Here is an 18,864-nt window from a genome sequence, read left to right as displayed (position 1 = left end):
TCGACGAATTGCGCGGTGCCGATGTTGGCGTGCTGGGTGACGGCCACGGTGAGGTGGTCGTTGGCGCGGATTTCGCTCTTGCGGTCGAGGTGGGTGATGCGGTGTTCTTCGGCCTTGAGTTCGGTGAGGGTGTTGGCTTCGACTGTGTCGTGGCGTTCATTGCCGACGCGGATCCGCTGGTCGTGCTCGACGTTTTCGTCCCAGTCGCGCTGGGCGTGCAGGTAGATCTGCTCGGCGCCTTTCTTGTCTTCGATGCGCAGTTCGTTATAGCCCTTGCCGCCCGGCGAGCTGAGGGTCTTGAAGGTGCTGCGGGTCTTGTTCGCCGGCAGGTCGTAGGGGACCACGTTTTCCTTGTGGTACAGGCAGCCGGTGACCAGCGGTTGGTCGGGATCGCCTTCGAGGAAGGTCACCAACACTTCCATGCCGATCCGCGGGATGGCGATGCCGCCGTAGGCCTTGCCGGCCCAGCCGCTGGCGACGCGGACCCAGCAGGAGGTGTTGTCGTCGGCCAGGCCGTCGCGGTCCCAGTGGAACTGCACCTTGATCCGGCCGTATTGGTCGCAATGGATTTCTTCGCCCTTGGGCCCGGTGACCACGGCGGTCTGGCTGCCCAGGGACTTGGGTTTCGGGTGTTCCAGCGGCGGGCGGTAGTGGGCGTCCCAGGGCGTGGCGAGGAAGCGGTTGCGGTAGCCCTGGTGGAAGTCGTCCTTGTGGCTGGTGACATCGCTGGTGATGTTCTCGCCCAGCACCTGCGGTTGCTTGCCCTCATGGATCACTTCCAGCAGCAGCCACAGGTCGTTCCATTCGCTGCGCGGGTGGGCGGCCAGGGTCAGGAAGTGGCCGCTGACCAGACTCGGCTCGTCGCCTTTGCCTTCGGCCAGCTGGTAGTCGCTGCGGTGGCGTTCCAGGGCGCGGGTCGCCAGTTGCTTGCCGCGGGCCTGCTGGGTGAACAGGCCGGGGTAGTCGTAGTCTTCCAGGTCCGGCATGGCCCCGGACTTGGCCGCGCCTTCGGGCAGCAGCCGTGGTTTCTCGAAGTCGTAGTCGCGGCGGCTGACGCGACTGGTGCGGGTTTCCAGGCGCAGGTTGAAGCGCTTGATCACCGGCTGTTCGGCGGCCATGCCGGAGTCCTGCTGGTAGTTCACGGCCGCCAGCTTGCGGAACACCGTCTGGTCGTCGCCGAACACCAGCTTGTGGCCGCCGGTACTGTGCTGGAAGTGGAAGTGAATGCCTTCTTCTTCGCACAGGCGCTGGATGAAGTGCAGGTCGGACTCGTCGTACTGGGTGCAGTAGACCCGTTCCGGGTAGGTGGCGCCGAGCTGGAAACTGTAGGCGTCGGCCAGGATGCCGCGGGCCTCGAGGACCTGGGCGATGATCTTCGGCACGCTCAGGTGCTGGTAGATCTTCTGGTTGAAGTTGTGGCGCAGGTAGTTGAGCTGCGGGGTCAGGCTGATGCTGTAGCGGGTCAGCTTGCGCCCGGAATCACCCTGGGCGATGCGGTACACCAGGCCATGGATCAGGCCTTTGCCACTGCCTTTGCCTAAGCCGCCGAAGGTCAGGCAGGCCGGCTTGTGCAGCAGTTCCTCGAGCTTGAGGTCGGGACGCGCGCTGACCAGTTCGATATCGAAGCAGAAGGGCTGATTGAGGGCTTCGCGGCCAACGAAACTGAGGACCTGAAGGTCGACCGAGGCGCCTTCGATCGTCAGGGAAATATGGGTAGCGTTAGCATCCAGCATGCCGTGAAATCCATCCATTGAATAAGCAAGGGCTGAATAGTGGGGGACGCCTCTCCCGAAACTCAATACCGGCCAACTCCAATCACGATAAAGAACAGAAAATCAGACGATTCCTACATCTCCCGAACTTACCTACTTACAAAATCGGGACGGTTATGCCCTACCTCCTACAGTCGCCCACTCTGCACTCTTTGCCTGAACACCCGTGCCAACCGCATATCCCCCCGACTATCTTCAGCCTCTGGAAAAAAAACCGCTGGCCCCTGCGACGGCGGCCAACGGCTGTGTATGATTGATCACTCTTGCAGGACGGCAATCCAAGGTATGGAGCGCCGGCACCCGAACCGACGCCGGGTGCGAACCCAAGCGGCCCGGTTCATCACCGCACGCCGACCGCCCCGGAACAAGGATGTGACACCCATGAGATCCATACCCCTGAGCGACAACTGGCCGGAGCAGGTCTGGAACGGCGCCCGCCAACTGCTCGACGTCCCCCCCATCAACCTTGCCAGCCTGGTGCCGCCCGGCTTTCGCGCGGTGGTCATCGCCCCGCACCCCGGCGACGAAGTGCTGACCTGCGGCGGCCTGCTGCAGGTACTGGCCCACCACGGCCATCCGCTGCAACTGATTTCCGTCACCGACGGCAGCGCCAGCCACCCCGGCTCCGACCTGTGGTCCGAGCGGCGCCTGAGCGTGTTCCGCCCCCAGGAAAGTGTCGAGGCCCTGCGCCGCCTGGGCTTGCCCCTGCACAGCCTGCAGTGGATTCGCGGCGGTTTTGCCGACAGCGGCCTGCAGGAACGCGAGCACCAGCTGAGCCAGTTCATCGGCCGCTACCTGCGCCCCGATGACGTGGTGTTCAGCACCTGGCGCGAAGACGGCAACGACGACCACGACGCCGTCGGCCGGGCCAGCGCCAAGGCCGCGGCCCAGGCCGGCGTGGCGTTCCACGAAGTGCCGGTATGGGCCTGGCACTGGCCGGCGCGCGATGAGCACCTGCTGCCCTGGCACCGCGCCCGCAAGCTGCGCCTCGACACCTGGACCGTGGCCCGCAAGCGCCATGCGGCGCATGCCTATGCCAGCCAGTTGCAGGGCGACCCGGGCATCGGCCTGGCCCCGACGCTGACGCCGGTGGTGCTGGAGCGGCTGCGCCAGTCCTACGAAATCATTTTCATGTAGGGCTGCCCGCTGCAGGCAGACCGGGGAAAAACCTGAACTGACCGGCAAAGTGTCAGTCGCATGAGTAACCGCCCTGATTACGAGGAGTGAGCGTGAGCACCGATTCAACCAGGCGCCCGGTCACGTCGGCAGCGCCAGACGAAACCCCGGCGATCCATCGCCTGCGCATCCTGACCGTCAATACCCACAAGGGCTTCACCGCCCTGAACCGCCGTTTCATTCTCCCGGAGCTACGTGACGCGGTCCGCAGCACCCAGGCCGACCTGGTGTTTCTCCAGGAAGTGCTGGGCGAGCACGATCGCCACGCCAACCGCTACAGCAACTGGCCCCAGCAGTCGCAATACGAGTTTCTCGCCGACAGCATGTGGAGCGATTTCGCCTATGGGCGCAACGCGGTCTATCCCGACGGCCATCACGGCAACGCCCTGCTGTCGAAATACCCGATCCGCCAGTACCGCAACCTCGATGTCTCGATCACCGGCCCCGAGCGCCGCGGGCTGTTGCATTGCGTGCTGGATGTACCGGGGCACGCCGAAGTGCACGCGATCTGCGTGCACCTGAGCCTGCTGGAAAGTCATCGCCAGCTGCAGCTGGCGCTGTTGTGCCAGTTGCTCGAGTCGCTGCCGGACGATGCGCCGGTGATCATCGCCGGCGACTTCAACGACTGGCAGCTGCATGGCAACGCCACTCTCGCCCGTCGCAACGACCTGCATGAAGCCTTCGAACGCCACCATGGCAGCCCGGCCAAGACCTACCCGGCACGCTGGCCGCTGCTGCGCCTGGACCGCATCTACCTGCGCAATGCCAGCAGCCACGCGCCGAAGATCCTCGGGCACAAGCCCTGGACTCATCTGTCGGATCACCTGCCGCTGGCGGTCGAAGTGCACCTCTGAATATCCGCTCGAACATTCGCCGTGCACCGCCGGCGATTGTCACCAATACTCGACCACTCTCATTCCGACGCTGCCCACAGCGTCGGGGCGCTGTCTGGTGTGTTTACCAAGGAGTCATCCCATGAGTGACAAACCCGTGATTGTGCTGGTCCATGGTTTCTGGGGCGGTGCCGCCCACTGGAACAAGGTCATTGTCGAGCTGTTGCAACGGGGCTACACGCGGATTCGCGCGGTGGAGCTGCCGCTGACCTCGCTGGCCGACGACGTCGAGCGCACCCGCAAGCTGGTGGCCCAGCAGCAAGGCCCGGTGCTGCTGGTCGGGCATTCCTATGGCGGCGCGGTGATCACCGAGGCCGGCCTGGCACCGAATGTCGCGGGCCTGGTGTACATCGCCGCCTTCGCCCCCGACGCCGGCGAAAGCCCGGGCAGCATCACCCAGCAGCATCCGCCGGTGGCCGCGGCGAACCTGCAACCCGACAGCGACGGTTACCTCTGGGTCCAGCCGGAGCTGTTCCATGAAAGCTTCTGCCAGGACCTGCCGGAGCAGGACGGGCTGGTCATGGGCCTGACCCAGAAGGCGCCGCTGGCCAGCACCTTCGGCGACCCCATCGGCACCCCCGCCTGGAAGCACAAGCCGTCCTGGTACCAGATTTCCACCGAGGACCGGATGATCGCCCCGCAAAACCAGCAGCGCATGGCCGCGCGCCTGGGGGCGAAAAAAATCATCAGCCTGGCCGCCAGTCACGCCTCCCTCGCCTCCCAGGCCAGCGAGGTCGCCGGGCTGATCGACGAAGCGGCCAGCGAGCTGGCCAAGGGCTGACACCGTCCCTGGCACAGGAAAATGACCGACTCGCGCGCCCAGGGCGAGTCGGTAGCGGGCTACCGAAAATCGCTTTCTCTCGCCTTTCTTGACGTTTTTCCGCGCAAACAAGAACTTAGAGAAACGCTTTTTTTCAGTCGGTTACAACGCCTAAATCTCCTACGCCGCTGGTCGGTCATTTTCTTGACGGCTGCCCTGTCGTCTCCTTAGCTACAGCTTACTACCCCCGGAAATACAACCAGGGGCAAGCCTCGGATACCTGCTCTAGAGCGGGTCGCCGAGCCTTGCCTCAACGAACTCGGTCGCCCCTCATTCGGGGTAGGAGAGACGCCACGGCGAGACACGGCATGCGATTGCAAGGTAGCCCTCCATGAAAACTTCACTCACCCCACAAGAGATCAAGATCATTCTGTGCACAGTTTCCGCTTCGGTATTGCTGTGTTCTTCCATGGAGGTACAAGCATCCCCTGCCGAGGATGAGGCGCAGCTCTGGTATCGCCAGGACCTGCTCCTGAACCGCCTGTTGACACCCGCGACATCCGCGACGCCCATGCCGGCCAGCCAGCCCATGGGCAACAGCCTGGGCATCGTGCAAGGCAGCCCGCAGGTCTGGGACCCGTCGTACGGGCCCGCGGCGCGGCAGACCGAAGTCGGCTATCTCGGTTCGCGTTTTGCCAGCAGCATCAACGGTACGCCCGGCGGCTCGGTGCTCTACACCCTGGAAAGCAGCAGTGGGCATACCCAGCGCATCGGCCTGTTGGGCGGCCAGAGCCAGTTCCAGGCCAACGGCCAGGGAATGCCCGGCGGTTTCAGCGACCCGCGTAACGACAGTTTCAGTGTCCAGGGTCAAAGTCTTGGCGCGTTCTGGAGCCTGACCGGCCCGCAGGGCTGGCACGTCGACCTGTCGGCCAGCGGCGCCCGGGTCAGCGGCTTCAGCCGCACCGAGCAAGGCCAGCGGCAAGCCGCCGAAGGCAGCGCGGTGACCCTGTCGGTGCAAGGCGGGATTCCCATCGGTATCAGCGACAACTGGGTGGTCGAACCCCAGGCGCAATTGATCAACCAGCGCGTCAGCCTGGACAACCCGAATGCCGACAGCAGCACCCGCTCCGCCGGCAACCTGAACGCCTGGAGCGGCCGCGTCGGGGCCCATTTGCAAGGTCGTTATGACATCGCCGGGCACTCGCTGGAACCCTATGTGCGCACCAGCTTGTGGCACACGGTGTACAGCGGCGATGTGCTGACCCTGGACAAGGTCGACAAGATCAGCAGCAGCCACAAGTCCTCCACAGTTGAAGTCGGCCTGGGCCTGGTGGCCAGGATTACCCCCGTCGTCAGCCTGTATGTGAGCGCCGACTACAGCAGCGACGTGGACGACAACGACCTCAACGGGCTGATCGGCAGCCTGGGTGTGCGGATGCGCTGGTAAAAACCTGCTACGAGGATTGGATGTTCAGGGACAACCTGATGGTGTCTGGGCGGATGTCATCGCGAGCAAGCTCGCTCCTACAGGATATATACCGCCCTTGTAGGAGCGAGCTTGCTCGCGATCCGCTGCGCTCAGCGGCCAGTCGGATCAAGTCTCCGGTTGCAGGATCAGCACCGCCAGCGGCGGCAGGTTCAACACCAGCGACAACGCCTGGCCGTGGCTCGGCTCATCCTCGGTGAAGACCCCGCCACCGTTGCCATAGTTGGAGCCGGCGTAGGTGTCGGAGTCGCTGTTGAGCAACTCGCCCCAACGCCCGGCGAACGGCACGCCGACCCGGTAGGCCTGGCGCGGCACCGGGGTGAAGTTGGCCACCACCAGCAGCGGCTTGCCCTCTTTGCTCCAGCGCAACCAGGCGTAGACGCTGTTGATCGCGTCGTCGCCGATCAGCCACTGGAAGCCCTGGGGCGCGTCGTCCTGGTCGTGCAGCGCCGGATGCTCGCGGTACAGCCGGTTGAGGTCGCCCACCAGTTTCTGCACGCCACGGTGCTCGGGGTATTGCAACAGGTACCAGTCCAGTTGCTGATCGTGGTTCCACTCGCGCCACTGGCCGAACTCGCAGCCCATGAACAGCAGCTTCTTGCCCGGGTGGGTCCACATGAAGCTCAGGTAGGCCCGCAGGTTGGCGAACTTCTGCCAGCGATCGCCGGGCATCTTGTCGATCAACGAGTGTTTGCCGTGCACCACTTCGTCGTGGGAGATCGGCAGGATGAAGCGCTCGGACCAGGCATACACCAGGCCGAAACTCAGCTCGTTATGGTGATGGGCGCGGTACACCGGGTCCTGCTGGATGTAGTGCAGCGAGTCGTGCATCCAGCCCATGTTCCATTTGTAGGCGAAACCCAGACCGCCCTGCTGGGTGCTCTGGCTGACGCCGGGCCAGGCCGTGGACTCCTCGGCGATCACCAGGGCTCCCGGTGCCTCGAGGGACACCACGTCATTCAGGTGACGGAGGAAATCAATGGCTTCGAGGTTCTCGCGCCCGCCGTGGCGATTGGGCACCCACTCCCCGGCGTTGCGCGAATAGTCGCGGTAGAGCATCGAGGCCACGGCATCCACCCGCAGGCCGTCGACATGGAAATGCTTGAGCCAGTGCAGCGCCGACGCCAACATGAAACCGTGGACCTCGGTGCGCCCCAGGTTGTAGATCAGGGTGTCCCAGTCCTGGTGAAAACCTTCCAGCGGGTTGCCGTATTCGTACAGCGCGGTGCCGTCGAACTGCGCCAGGCCGTGGGCGTCGGTGGGAAAGTGCGCCGGCACCCAGTCGAGGATCACACCGATGCCCGCCAGGTGGCAGGCGTTGACGAACGCCGCGAAGTCGTCGGCGCTGCCGTAGCGGGCGCTGGGAGCAAACTGCGACAGCGGCTGGTAACCCCAGGAGCCGCCAAAGGGATGCTCCATGATCGGCATCAGCTCGATATGGGTGAACCCCAGGTTCTGCACGTAAGGGATCAGGCGCTCGGCCAGTTCGTGCCAGTCGTACTGGCGCGCCACCTCGCCCAGATCGTCCACCTCGCATTGCCAGGAGCCGGCATGCAGCTCGTAGATCGACAGGGGCGCATCCGCGCGCTGGCGCTCGCCCCGGGCCTGCATCCAGTCGAGGTCCTGCCAGTCGATGCTCAGCGGGCTGGCGACTTTCGAGGCGGTGTCCGGCGGCAGCTGGGTGGCCAGCGCCACCGGGTCGGATTTCAGCGGCAGGATGCCGTGGGCGCCGAGGATTTCATATTTGTAGGCTTCGCCCGGCCCCAGGCGCGGCACGAACAGCTCCCAGACCCCGGACGGATGGCGCAGGCGCATCGGGTGCCGCCGCCCGTCCCAGACGTTGAAGTCGCCGACCACCGAGACCCGCCGGGCATTCGGCGCCCAGACCGCGAAACGCACGCCGTCGACGCCATCCACGGTTTTCAGCTGCGCGCCGAGGCAGCTACTGAGGTCGCGGTGGTTGCCCTCGGCGAACAGGTACAGGTCCATCTCTCCCAGCAACGGGCCGAAGCTGTAAGGGTCTTCGCCGATGTGCTCGCCACCGGCCCATTGGGTGCGCAGCAGATAGGGCTGGGCCTGGGCAAAATGCCCGACGAACAGCCCCGGCACCTCGGTGCCCTCCAGGCTACCCAGCACGGTAGTGCCATCGCGGGCCAGCACCTGCACACTCAGGGCGCCCGGCAGGAAGGCACGAATGAATTGGCCACCGGCGTCGTCGCCATGGGGGCCGAGTACGGCAAAGGGATCCTGGTGCTCGGCACGCACCAGCGCCTCGACATCCCGGGCGCCGGGCATTGCCTGTTTGACCTCACCCTGTTCCTTGTTCGAGAAACTCATGACTGCTCTCCACCACTTTTTGTATCGGAAAAGGGTTTCACATCACTCAACCTTCATATCACTCAGCAGCGCCTGCAGCCCGCGCAGCGGTACCGCGAGCCAGGCAGGACGGTTTTCCGCTTCATACACCACTTCGTAGGCTGCTTTTTCCAGGCTGAACAAGGCCAGCGCGGCGTCCTCCCCGTTTTTGTCCTGCCAGGCATGAGCAAGACTAGCTGCCGCCAGCCGGTACGCCTGGACAAACGACTCGCGGGCTTCGTGCAGATAACGCTCGGCAACCCGCTGCCGGGCCGCCAGGGTGTGAGCCGAAGCGTCGAGGCTCTGGCCGCTGAGGGCCAGCGCCGCGGCATAGTCGAAGGAGCGCAGCACGCCGCTGACGTCCTTGTACGGGCTGTGCTTGCCCCGGCGCTCGTCCAGCGGCCGCGCCGGTTCGCCCTCGAAATCGATCAGGTAGGCATCGCCCTTGATCACCAGCACCTGGCCCAGGTGCAGGTCGCCGTGGACGCGCATGCGCAGGCCGCCGACCGCCTGTTTCGCCAGGCCCTGGATATGCGCCAGGATCGCCTGCTTGTGTCGGGTCCATGACGCCACGCGCTGTTGATCCTCGGCCGTCAGCTCGGCGTGATGCTGCTGGAGCAAGTGCAAGGCGCGTTCCAGCTGCGCGCCGATCTGCCTGGCCCAGGCCTGGGCATCCTTGTCCGTGCTCGGCTGCGCGCGAAAGTCCGGGTTGGCGGTCGGCGTCGCGAGGATCTGGTGCATTTCCCCCAGGCGCTGGCCGAGCATGCCGGCGAAGTCGCGCAGCTCGCCCAGGGCGTTGTAATGCTGGTCCTGCTCGGACATGGCGTCGGCCAGTTCGTCGCGGATCGCCCGCTCCAGGTTGTTCTGGGTCCACTCCCAGGCGTCGCCCTGATTGCTCAGGTAGCCCTGGGCGATCATCAACAGGCTGTCGCCCTGCCCGTCCCGACGAATCACCGATCCGAGCAAGGGTGAAATGTGCTGGAAGCCGGCGGCGGTCAGGTAGGCGCCCATCTCCAGTTCCGGGTGCACGCCACTGGCCACCTTGCGGATCAGCTTGAGCACCAGGCTGCCACCGATCACCACCGAGCTGTTGGACTGCTCGGCGGACAGGTAGCGCACCTCGGAGTCCGCGCCCAGGCCGAGCGCGGCCAGTTGCTGCGTGGCCTCGAAGCGGATCTCGCCCTCGCCACAGGGCAGCACGGTGTTCGTCTGGATCGCCTGCAGGACATTGTGGACAAAACTTTCCAGGGCGAAGGCGTCGGTGATCAGCCCCACCTGGCGTCCCCGGCGAACCCGGGCCAAGGCCAGTTGCTGCGGCAGCGCCGCGCCGATCTGCTCTTCGCCGAGCAGGCCGAACGGCAGTTGGTAGCGCCCGCTCTGGCCGCCGCCGCTGACCTCCAGCTCGCTGAGCAACACCGGATGCTGCGGATCGCCGAAGCGCACGCCGTAGGCGATATGCACCTGCTCGATGGCGCTGTCCTTGCCGGCGAACCAGCGGCGCTTGGGCAGCCAGGTCGGTAGCGAACTCTGCTCCAGAGTGGTGCGCGACGGCGCTTCGAGCAATTCCTCGAGGCGTTTTTTCAATACCAGGGTGGTGAAGTCCGGCATGCTCTGGGCCGGCTCCACATGCCAGCTCGGCATCTGGTTTTCCGCCGCCAGGACGAACCAGTAGAAACCGTAGGGTGCCAGGGTCAGGAGGAAATTCAGCTGGCCGATCGGTGGGAAGGCGTTCCCGCCGAGCATCTCCACCGGCACCATGCCGGCGAACGCCGACAGGTCCAGCTCCGCCGCCTGGGCGCTGCGCGACACGTTGGCCACGCAGAGGATGATTTCGTGCTTGCCGTCGGGCCCGGTGTATTCGCGGGTGTAGGCGAGGATCCGGCGGTTGCTCGGCGACAGCATCTTCAGGCTGCCGCGGCCGAAGGCCTTGGACTGTTTGCGGATCGCCAGCATGCGCCGGGTCCAGTTGAGCAGCGAATGCGGGTCGCCGGCCTGGGTCTCGACATTCACCGACTGGTAGCCGTACAGCGGGTCCATGATTGGCGGCAACACCAGGCTCGCCGGGTCGGCCCGGGAGAAGCCGCCGTTGCGGTCGATCGACCATTGCATCGGCGTGCGCACGCCATCGCGGTCGCCCAGGTATATGTTGTCGCCCATGCCGATCTCGTCGCCGTAATACAGGGTCGGCGTGCCGGGCATCGACAGCAGCAGGCTGTTGAGCAGCTCGACCCGGCGCCGGTCGCGCTCCATCAGCGGTGCCAGGCGCCGGCGGATCCCCAGGTTGATCCGCGCGCGGCGGTCGGCGGCGTAGTAGTTCCACAGGTAGTCGCGCTCACGGTCGGTGACCATCTCCAGGGTCAGCTCATCGTGGTTGCGCAGGAAAATCGCCCACTGGCAGTTGGCGGGAATCTCCGGGGTCTGGCGCAGGATGTCGGTGATCGGGAAGCGGTCTTCCTGGGCCAGCGCCATGTACATGCGCGGCATCAGCGGGAAGTGGAAGGCCATGTGGCATTCGTCGCCGTCGTCGCCCTTCACATCGCCAAAATACAGTTGAGTGTCTTCCGGCCACTGGTTGGCCTCGGCCAGCAGCATGCGGTCCGGGTAGTTGGCGTCGATCTCGGCGCGGATCTGCTTGAGCACGTCGTGGGTCTCGGGCAGGTTCTCGTTATTGGTGCCGTCGCGTTCGATCAGGTAGGGAATGGCGTCCAGGCGCAGGCCATCGATGCCCATGTCCAGCCAGTAGCGCATCACCGACAGCACCGCCTTCATCACCTGCGGGTTGTCGAAGTTGAGGTCCGGCTGGTGGGAATAGAAGCGGTGCCAGAAGTACTGGCCAGCCACCGGGTCCCAGGTCCAGTTGGATTTCTCGGTGTCGAGAAAGATGATCCGCGTGCCGTCGTACTTCTGATCGTCATCGGACCACACATAGAAATCCCGCGCCTTGGAGCCGGCCTTGGCCTTGCGCGCCCGCTGGAACCAGGGGTGCTGGTCCGAGGTGTGGTTGATGACCAGCTCGGTGATCACCCGCAGCCCGCGCTTGTGGGCCTCGGCGATAAACCGCCGGGCATCGGCCAGGGTCCCGTAGTCGGGACTGACGCCACGGTATTCGGCGATGTCGTAGCCATCGTCGCGGCGCGGCGAGGGGTAGAACGGCAGCAGCCAGATGGTGTTCACACCCAGGTCGGCAATGTAGTCGAGCTTGGCGATCAACCCGGGAAAGTCGCCGATCCCGTCGTTGTTGGAGTCGAAATAGGATTTGACGTGAACCTGATAGATCACCGCGTCCTTGTACCAGAGCGGGTCCTTGATGAAGGTGGCTGACCTGGTTTTCTTCGCCATGGGTAACTCCTGAAAAATTCATTGATCCGTGGCTGTGTCACTGCCCTGTAGCCGCTGCCGAGCCCCGCGAGGCTGCGATAAGGCCCGCAGGGTCTTCGACGGCCCCAAGAGCGCGTCCCGTTCCGGGCCGATCGCAGCCTGCGGCAGCGGCTACATCGATCGCGCTGTAGCCGCTGCCGAGCCCCACGAGGCTGCGCCAAGGCCCGCAGGGCCTTCGACGGCCCCAAGAGCGCGTCCCGTTCCGGGCCGATCGCAGCCTGCGGCAGCGGCTACACCGATCGCGCCTGTAGCCGCTGCCGAGCCCGCGAGGCTGCGCCAAGGCTCGCAGGGCATTCGACGGCCCCAAGAGCGCGTCCCGTTCCGGGCCGATCGCAGCCTGCGGCAGCGGCTACACCGATCGCGCTGTAGCCGCTGCCGAGCCCCGCGAGGCTGCGATAAGGCCCGCAGGGCCTTCGACGGCCCCAAGAGCGCGTCCCGTTCCGGGCCGATCGCAGCCTGCGGCAGCGGCTACATCGATCGCGTCAAGCAACGCTGATACGCCAGATGCCGAACGGTTGCTGCCAGGGTTCGATCCGCATGAACTGGGTCTTGCCGTACCAGGTCCAGCGATGGCCGTTCATCAGGTCCTCGCCCTGGGTTTGCGCATCGTCGGGCAGGCCCAGCTCCCACAGCGGCAATTCGAAATGCGCCTCCTGGGCGTTGAACGGGTCGAGGCTGACCGCCACCAGGATGAAATTGCTGAGGTCGGCGGTGCGCTTGCCGAAATACAGGATGTTGTCGTTCCAGGCGTTGTAGACCTGCAGGCCCAGGTGGGTATGCAGCGCCGGGTTCTGCCGGCGGATGCGGTTGAGCTGGGCGATCTCGGCAATGATGTTGCCCGGAGCGCTGAAATCCCGGGGGCGGATCTCGTACTTCTCCGAGTCGAGGTATTCCTCGCGCCCCGGAACCGGCGCCGACTCGCACAGCTCGAACCCCGAGTACATGCCCCACAGGCCCGAGCCCATGGTGGCCAGCGCGGCGCGGATGAGAAACCCCGGCCGTCCCGAGTCATGGAGAAAGAACGGGTTGATGTCCGGCGTGTTGACGAAAAAGTTCGGCCGGTAGCACTCGCGCCACGGCGACTGGTTCAGTTCGGTGAAGTAAGTCGCCAGTTCGCTCTTGGTATTGCGCCAGGTGAAATAGGTGTAGCTCTGGGAATAACCGACCTTGCCCAGGCGCGCCATCATCGCCGGCGTGGTGAAGGCCTCGGCGAGGAAGATCACCTCCGGGTACCGCGCCCGCACATCGGCGATCAGCCACTGCCAGAACGGCAGCGGCTTGGTGTGCGGGTTGTCCACGCGAAAGATCTTCACCCCCTCCTCGACCCAGCCGACCACGATGTCGCGCAGCTCCAGCCACAGGCTGGGGATGGCCTCGATGGCATAGAAGTCGACGTTGACGATGTCCTGGTATTTCTTCGGCGGGTTCTCGGCATATTTGATGCTGCCGTCCGGGCGCCAGTTGAACCAGCCCGGATGTTGCTTGAGCCAGGGGTGGTCCTGGGAACACTGGATGGCGAAATCCAGGGCGACCTCCAGGCCGTGTTCGGCGGCGGCCGCCACCAGCCGGCGGAAATCCTCGCGGCTGCCGAGCTGCGGGTGGATCGCCTCGTGGCCGCCTTCTTCGCCACCGATCGCATAGGGGCTGCCCGGCTCGTCGGGGCCGGCGGTCAGCGAGTTGTTGCGGCCCTTGCGGAAGCTGCGGCCGATGGGATGGATCGGCGGGAAGTACAGCACGTCGAAGCCCATGTCATGGATCATCGCCAGGCGCGAGTGCACATCATTGAACGTGCCGTGTCGGGCCGGATCGTCGGTGATCGAGCGGGGAAACAGCTCGTACCAGCTGGCGAACTGCGCGCGCTCGCGTTCCACGTCCAGCGGGTATTCCGGGCTCAGGCTCAGGTACGGGCGGTAGTCGGCCTCGGCCATCAGTTGTGCACTGCGTTCGTGCAGGAACAGCGCCACCTGCTCGGCTTCCAGCAGCGTCGCCAGTTCATGGTGCAGCGCCAGCAACTGCTCGCGCAGCGGCCCTTCGCTGCGCTCGGCGGCCTGCAACACGTGGCTGCGGCCCTCCTGCAATTCGAGGCTGACGGCGATGCCGGCCTGGTGTTTCTTCTGCAGGTCGTAGCAGAAGCTGGCGAACTGATCGATCCAAGCCTCGATGCAATACAGGTAGCGGCCCTGGCTGGGCACTGTGAACTGGCCTTCCCAGCTATTGTTGCCGAGGTCTTCCATGGTTTCGCTGTGCCAGTGGCTGTCGTTCTCGGCGCACCAGCGGATGCGCACGGCCAGCTTGTCGTGGCCATCGGCGAACACCTTGCTGCTGACCTTGACCACCTGCCCCACCACCGCCTTGACCGCGAACTGGCCACCGTCGATCAGCGGCCGGGTGTTCTCGATGACGATACGTGGCAGCAACAAGGCCTGCGACAGCGGCAGGTTCGGGTTGTATTGCAGTTCAGTCGGTCTTTTTTCGGCAGTCATCGAGCATCACTCCTTACGCCCCATGGACGCTCTGTTGCTGGTCTATTCCGGCGCGGCGCCATCTTTTGAGATCGGCCCTCGGTGTCGGCAACGTCCCGCGCGGATCAGCGAAGCACTTAGGTTCCGAGACACCAGGGCCGGGAAAGTTCACCCGGATTTGCCTCCCTTCGCGCCGGGAATCAAATCACCGGGTCGAGGGTCCACCTTGGGCGACTGTGCAAAACCAAGCACAAAGGAGGCCATGCCGATGAGTATCCCGATCCCTGCGGAAACACCCGATCCGAACATCGATCGCCCGACCTTGCCGCCAATCGTGCCCCCAACAGGGCCGCAACCGGTGCCCGAGGAAGATCCACCGGAAACGACCCCGCCGCCCAAGGAGGAGCCGCCGAGCGATCCGGCGCCGGTCATCGCTTGCGATCACAGCATTACGCCCAAACCATGACAAGCGTAGACAATCGGTTGCCCGTCGCTGCCGTCGCAACCCGTCGCGGGCATCCCTTCGTTGCTGGCGGCGAGCGTGTCCACAACGCTTCAGGGCGTTCCTTCGGGCGGTTCATCGTCGCCTTCCAGCTTGCGCACTATCCAGGGCATCACACTGAAGACCGCCAGCGCCAGCAAAGTGCTGAGCACCGCCGTGGCTTCGCGGCCAACGCCCACCGAGACGCCGATCGCCGCGGTCATCCATAGCCCGGCCGCGGTGGTCAGGCCCTTGACGTGCCCTTCCTCGTCCTGCTTGCCCTTGAGAATGGTGCCCGCGCCGAGAAAGCCGATACCGGCGATCACCCCCTGCACCACCCGGCTCATGGCATCGGCCTGGGAGCCGGACATCTGCGGCACCAGCACGAACAGCGCCGCCCCCAATGCCACCAGCATATGGGTGCGCACCCCGGCGGCCTTGCCCTTGTGCTCGCGCTCGAAACCGAGAATGCCGCCCAGCAGCGCGGCGATCAGCAGGCGTACGGTGATCTGGGTGAGTTGCCGGGCATCGCCGATGTCGGCGAACTCGGCTTGCAGGGTGACCCAGGCTTCATTCCACCAGGCGTTCATGCGCAGGTCCTTTTCCGTTCGGCGTCTTGTTGGCGGGCGGGCGACGCCCCTGGCGAGGCGGCCCTCCTTAATGAGAGGACAGCGACGCCAGGCTAAAGGTGCGATCTGCCGGCGGTCGACCTCGAAGGGCTGCGCATCTGCATCACCGAAGCAGAAGCCAACGCATTGACCGTAGCAGGCGCCACCGACGGCCGGCGCCATCTGCGCGCCAGCGACAGTGATTCGGTGATTTGACTGATCTGCATCACGGTATCCGCCACAGGCTTGTGCCAGACGCTGCTGGCGCCCGATATCGGGCGCTTTGCCGGGTATGGCAAGTTGTCGCAGGGCGGCCCTTCGCGGTCATCTGATCTGCTTTTTATTGCGATACCTGAGTCTGTTATGCAAACAGATCGCTGGGCATAGTTCATTGGCCTGATGGAGGCTGATGAGCGAACGACCATGAGCGAAAGAATCCCCGTCCGATTAGTAGAAACCTTCGAGCCTGCGCGCCCAAAGACGAAGGCCAAATCCAGCGACAACCTGATCCACACCCGCAGCTTCACCGGCTTGTTCCGCACCCTGCGCATGAGCGGCGCGGGGTTCCTGTTCCTGTTGTTCTTCGGCACCGTGTGGCTGAACTGGGGCGGCCGCCAGGCGGTGCTCTGGGACCTGGCGGAAAGCAAGTTCCATATCTTCGGCGCCACCTTCTGGCCGCAGGATTTCATCCTGCTCTCGGCCCTGCTGATCATCTGCGCCTTCGGCCTGTTCGCCATCACCGTGTTCGCCGGCCGCGTCTGGTGTGGCTACACCTGCCCGCAGAGCTCCTGGACCTGGCTGTTCATGTGGTGCGAGAAGATCACCGAGGGTGAACGCAACCAGCGCATCAAGCTGCAAGCCGCGCCCTGGAACCTGAACAAGCTGATCCGCCGTTCGGCCAAGCACACCCTGTGGCTGGCCATCAGCCTGCTCACCGGGCTGACCTTCGTCGGCTACTTCACCCCGATCCGGCCGCTGGCCGAGGAACTGCTGACCCTGCAGATCGGCGGCATCAGCCTGTTCTGGGTGCTGTTCTTCACCGGCGCCACCTACCTCAACGCCGGCTGGCTGCGCGAGGCGGTGTGCATGCACATGTGCCCTTATGCGCGGTTCCAGAGCGTGATGTTCGACAAGGACACCCTGACCATCTCCTACGACCCGGCCCGTGGCGAAATCCGTGGCCCGCGCAAGCGTGGCGTGAAACCCACCGATATCGGCCTCGGCGACTGCATCGACTGCCAGCTGTGCGTGCAGGTCTGCCCGACCGGCATCGACATCCGCGACGGCCTGCAGATGGAATGCATCGGCTGCGCCGCCTGCATCGACGCCTGCGATTCGATCATGGACAAGATGGGCTATGCCCGGGGCCTGATCAGCTACACCTCGGAGCACCAGTTGCAGGGTGGCAAGACCCACCTGCTGCGCCCGCGTCTGATCGGCTACAGCGCGGTGCTGCTGGTGATGATCGGCGCCCTGGCCCTGGCGCTGGTGGAGCGGCCGATGGTGTCGCTGGACGTCAGCAAGGACCGGGGCCTGTTCCGCGAAAACAGCCTGGGCCAGATCGAGAACATCTACAGCCTGAAGATCATCAACAAGACCCAGCAACGCCAGGATTATCGCCTGCAACTGGTGGACGGCGACGGCTTCCAGCTGCAGGGCAAGAGTGAAATCAGCCTGGCCGCGGGCGAGATCGTCGACCTGCCGGTGTCGGTGGCGATGATCGCCGACAAGCCGCAGAGCAGTTCCCAGGAGTTGAGTTTCAAGGTGGTCGACGCCGACCAGCCAGAGATCTACAGCGTGGCCAAGAGCCGGTTTGTTGCGCCCTTGAACCGTTGATCCCTTAGACTGGGCGCCGCTTTGCGGCTATCGCGAGCAAGCTCGCTCCTACCCGGGCCCCCGTAGGAGCGAGCTTGCTCGCGATAAATCCCTCAGCCACCGCAGCCCCCAACCCGAGCCGCCCCATGAAACGCTACGAAAAATTCGCCGACGACATCGCAGAACTGATCCGCTCCGGGGTGCTCGGCCCCGGCCAGCGCGTACCTTCGGTACGTTATGCCAGCCAGACCTATGGGGTCAGCCCGTCCACGGTGTTCCAGGCCTATTACCTGCTGGAACGCCGCGGCCTGATCCGCGCCCGGCCGCGCTCCGGCTACTTCGTCAACACCCATGCGCCCAGCCCGTTCTCGGAGCCGGTGATCAGCAGCCAGGTCAACGAGTCCACCGAAGTCGATGTCAGCGAACTGGTGTTCTCGGTGCTGGACTCGATCAAGGACCCGACCACCGTGCCGTTCGGTTCGGCCTTTCCCAGCCCGACCCTGTTCCCGCTGCAACGCCTGTCGCGCTCCCTGGCCAGCGCCAGCCGCGAGATGGACCCGCGCGTGGTGGTCACCGACATGTCGCCGGGCAACCCGCAGCTGCGCCGGCAGATCGCCCTGCGCTACATGGTCGGCGGGCTGATGCTGCCCATGGAAGAACTGCTGATCACCAACGGCGCCCTGGAAGCCCTGAACCTGTGCCTGCAGGCAGTGACCGAACCCGGCGACCTGGTGGCCATCGAGGCCCCGGCCTTCTACGCCAGCCTGCAAGTGCTGGAGCGCCTGAAACTCAAGGCGGTGGAAATCCCCGTGCACCCGCGGGACGGGATCGATCTCGGGGTGCTGGCGCAGACCCTGGAACGGCATCCGATCAAGGCCTGCTGGTGCATGACCAGCTTCCAGAACCCCATGGGCGCGACCATGCCCGAGGCGAAGAAACAGGAGCTGGTGGAGTTGCTGCGCAGCCATCAGGTGCCGCTGATCGAGGACGACGTCTACGCCGAGCTGTATTACGGCCAGCAGGCGCCGAAACCGGCCAAGGCCTTCGACACCGAGGGCCTGGTGATGCATTGCGGCTCGTTCGCCAAGAGCCTGGCGCCGGGTTATCGCATCGGCTGGGTCGCCGCCGGGCGTTACGCGCAGAAGATCGAACGGCTGAAGCTGATGACCTCGCTGTGCGCCTCGATGCCGGCCCAGGCGGCCATCGCCGACTACCTGCAACACGGCGGCTACGACCGCCACCTGCGCAAGCTGCGCTACGCCCTGGAAGAACAGCAGAGCGCCATGCTCGCCGCCATTGCCCGCTATTTCCCGGCGCAGACCCGGGTCAGCCAGCCGGCCGGCGGCTACTTCCTGTGGCTGGAACTGCCGGCGCAGATGGATTCGTTGAAGCTGTTCCAGATGGCCCTGGCCCAGGGCATCAGCATCGCCCCGGGACCAATCTTCTCGCCGACCCAGCGCTTTCGAAACTGCATCCGCCTCAACTACGGCAGCCCGTGGAACGAAGCGGCGGAAAAGGCCATGGAAACCCTGGGCAGGATCGTGCGGTCGTTCTGAAGCCGGGACGGTGTGGAATCTGTAGCCGCTGCCGAGCCTGCGAGGCTGCGATCGGTCGCGCAGCGACCGCAAATCCTGAACTTGCGATCTGTCTGGATAGACGCGCTGTCCGGCCTTGCGAC

Annotated in this window: 12 protein-coding genes and 1 pseudogene; 8 read left to right on the top strand and 5 right to left on the bottom strand. The window is 64.9% G+C overall.

The genetic code is table 11. The annotated features are described in order from the left end of the window. Positions 1–1,733 (bottom strand): type VI secretion system Vgr family protein (locus PVZ78_RS12345; protein ID WP_273828743.1); only part of this gene is annotated, 1,733 nt, incomplete at its 3' end. Between the two features lie 420 nt (positions 1,734–2,153). On the opposite strand from PVZ78_RS12345, the gene PVZ78_RS12340 reads away from it, so the two are divergent. The 4 genes from PVZ78_RS12340 to PVZ78_RS12325 all read left to right on the top strand — a co-directional run bounded on the left by PVZ78_RS12340 (position 2,154) and on the right by PVZ78_RS12325 (position 6,048). Continuing rightward, entirely contained in the window at positions 2,154–2,909 is a 756-nt protein-coding gene (locus tag PVZ78_RS12340; protein ID WP_009048817.1) for a PIG-L deacetylase family protein, read from the top strand. 92 nt (positions 2,910–3,001) lie between these two features. Continuing rightward, positions 3,002–3,802 carry an endonuclease/exonuclease/phosphatase family protein gene (locus tag PVZ78_RS12335; protein ID WP_016704743.1) on the top strand — a complete coding sequence of 267 codons (801 nt, stop codon included), beginning with the start codon at positions 3,002–3,004 and terminating at the stop codon, positions 3,800–3,802. Between the two features lie 121 nt (positions 3,803–3,923). Continuing rightward, positions 3,924–4,622, top strand: coding sequence for an alpha/beta hydrolase (locus tag PVZ78_RS12330; protein ID WP_009048815.1), 699 nt, complete (start codon positions 3,924–3,926; stop codon positions 4,620–4,622). A 370-nt stretch (positions 4,623–4,992) separates the two neighbouring features. After that, positions 4,993–6,048, top strand: a complete 1,056-nt coding sequence (locus tag PVZ78_RS12325) for an autotransporter domain-containing protein (protein WP_135006535.1) — start codon at positions 4,993–4,995, stop codon at positions 6,046–6,048. A gap of 147 nt (positions 6,049–6,195) precedes the next feature. Here the strand turns inward: PVZ78_RS12325 and glgB are convergent, their stop codons facing one another. The 3 genes from glgB to PVZ78_RS12310 all read right to left on the bottom strand — a co-directional run bounded on the left by glgB (position 6,196) and on the right by PVZ78_RS12310 (position 14,303). Further along, on the bottom strand, positions 6,196–8,424 hold the full coding sequence (gene glgB / locus PVZ78_RS12320) for a 1,4-alpha-glucan branching protein GlgB (RefSeq protein WP_273828742.1): 2,229 nt from the start codon (positions 8,422–8,424) through the stop codon (positions 6,196–6,198). 42 nt (positions 8,425–8,466) lie between these two features. Next, positions 8,467–11,781 (bottom strand): maltose alpha-D-glucosyltransferase, encoded by a 3,315-nt coding sequence (gene treS / locus PVZ78_RS12315; RefSeq protein WP_273828741.1) that lies wholly within the window; start codon positions 11,779–11,781, stop codon positions 8,467–8,469. Between the two features lie 521 nt (positions 11,782–12,302). After that, the gene (locus PVZ78_RS12310) at positions 12,303–14,303 is read right to left on the bottom strand and encodes an alpha-1,4-glucan--maltose-1-phosphate maltosyltransferase (RefSeq protein WP_028682417.1); all 2,001 of its coding nucleotides are present in this window, start codon (positions 14,301–14,303) and stop codon (positions 12,303–12,305) included. A gap of 247 nt (positions 14,304–14,550) precedes the next feature. Between PVZ78_RS12310 and PVZ78_RS12305 the strand changes: the two genes are divergently transcribed. Further along, the gene (locus PVZ78_RS12305; RefSeq protein WP_273828740.1) at positions 14,551–14,748 is read left to right on the top strand and encodes a hypothetical protein; all 198 of its coding nucleotides are present in this window, start codon (positions 14,551–14,553) and stop codon (positions 14,746–14,748) included. Between the two features lie 89 nt (positions 14,749–14,837). On the opposite strand, the gene PVZ78_RS12300 is transcribed toward PVZ78_RS12305, so the two are convergent. Continuing rightward, positions 14,838–15,353, bottom strand: a complete 516-nt coding sequence (locus tag PVZ78_RS12300; RefSeq protein ID WP_053268946.1) for an MgtC/SapB family protein — start codon at positions 15,351–15,353, stop codon at positions 14,838–14,840. 105 nt (positions 15,354–15,458) lie between these two features. Here PVZ78_RS12300 and PVZ78_RS12295 point away from each other — a divergent pair. From PVZ78_RS12295 to mapR, 3 genes and pseudogenes are all read left to right on the top strand, one after another. Then, positions 15,459–15,587: pseudogene (locus PVZ78_RS12295) on the top strand (DUF3203 family protein); the annotation flags it as partial. Positions 15,588–15,794: 207 nt separating this feature from the next. Beyond that, positions 15,795–17,207, top strand: a complete 1,413-nt coding sequence (ccoG, locus tag PVZ78_RS12290; protein ID WP_009048809.1) for a cytochrome c oxidase accessory protein CcoG — start codon at positions 15,795–15,797, stop codon at positions 17,205–17,207. A gap of 125 nt (positions 17,208–17,332) precedes the next feature. After that, positions 17,333–18,742, top strand: coding sequence for a GntR family transcriptional regulator MpaR (gene mapR / locus PVZ78_RS12285; RefSeq protein WP_009048808.1), 1,410 nt, complete (start codon positions 17,333–17,335; stop codon positions 18,740–18,742). The last annotated feature ends 122 nt before the right edge of the window (positions 18,743–18,864 follow it).

Origin of the sequence: Pseudomonas sp. SBT1-2 (genome assembly GCF_028640875.1) — a bacterium.
Taxonomy (GTDB): domain Bacteria; phylum Pseudomonadota; class Gammaproteobacteria; order Pseudomonadales; family Pseudomonadaceae; genus Aquipseudomonas; species Aquipseudomonas chlororaphis_I.
This window is presented reverse-complemented; position numbering and strand designations above follow the sequence as displayed.

What these genes read in the sequence shown, in the direction of transcription:
- mapR (WP_009048808.1), top strand. Translation starts at nt 17,333, where the DNA reads ATGAAACGCTACGAAAAATTCGCCGACGACATCGCAGAACTGATCCGC.
- PVZ78_RS12300 (WP_053268946.1), bottom strand. Translation starts at nt 15,353, where the DNA reads ATGAACGCCTGGTGGAATGAAGCCTGGGTCACCCTGCAAGCCGAGTTC.
- PVZ78_RS12340 (WP_009048817.1), top strand. Translation starts at nt 2,154, where the DNA reads ATGAGATCCATACCCCTGAGCGACAACTGGCCGGAGCAGGTCTGGAAC.
- ccoG (WP_009048809.1), top strand. Translation starts at nt 15,795, where the DNA reads ATGAGCGAAAGAATCCCCGTCCGATTAGTAGAAACCTTCGAGCCTGCG.
- PVZ78_RS12305 (WP_273828740.1), top strand. Translation starts at nt 14,551, where the DNA reads ATGAGTATCCCGATCCCTGCGGAAACACCCGATCCGAACATCGATCGC.
- PVZ78_RS12310 (WP_028682417.1), bottom strand. Translation starts at nt 14,303, where the DNA reads ATGACTGCCGAAAAAAGACCGACTGAACTGCAATACAACCCGAACCTG.
- PVZ78_RS12330 (WP_009048815.1), top strand. Translation starts at nt 3,924, where the DNA reads ATGAGTGACAAACCCGTGATTGTGCTGGTCCATGGTTTCTGGGGCGGT.
- PVZ78_RS12325 (WP_135006535.1), top strand. Translation starts at nt 4,993, where the DNA reads ATGAAAACTTCACTCACCCCACAAGAGATCAAGATCATTCTGTGCACA.
- glgB (WP_273828742.1), bottom strand. Translation starts at nt 8,424, where the DNA reads ATGAGTTTCTCGAACAAGGAACAGGGTGAGGTCAAACAGGCAATGCCC.
- treS (WP_273828741.1), bottom strand. Translation starts at nt 11,781, where the DNA reads ATGGCGAAGAAAACCAGGTCAGCCACCTTCATCAAGGACCCGCTCTGG.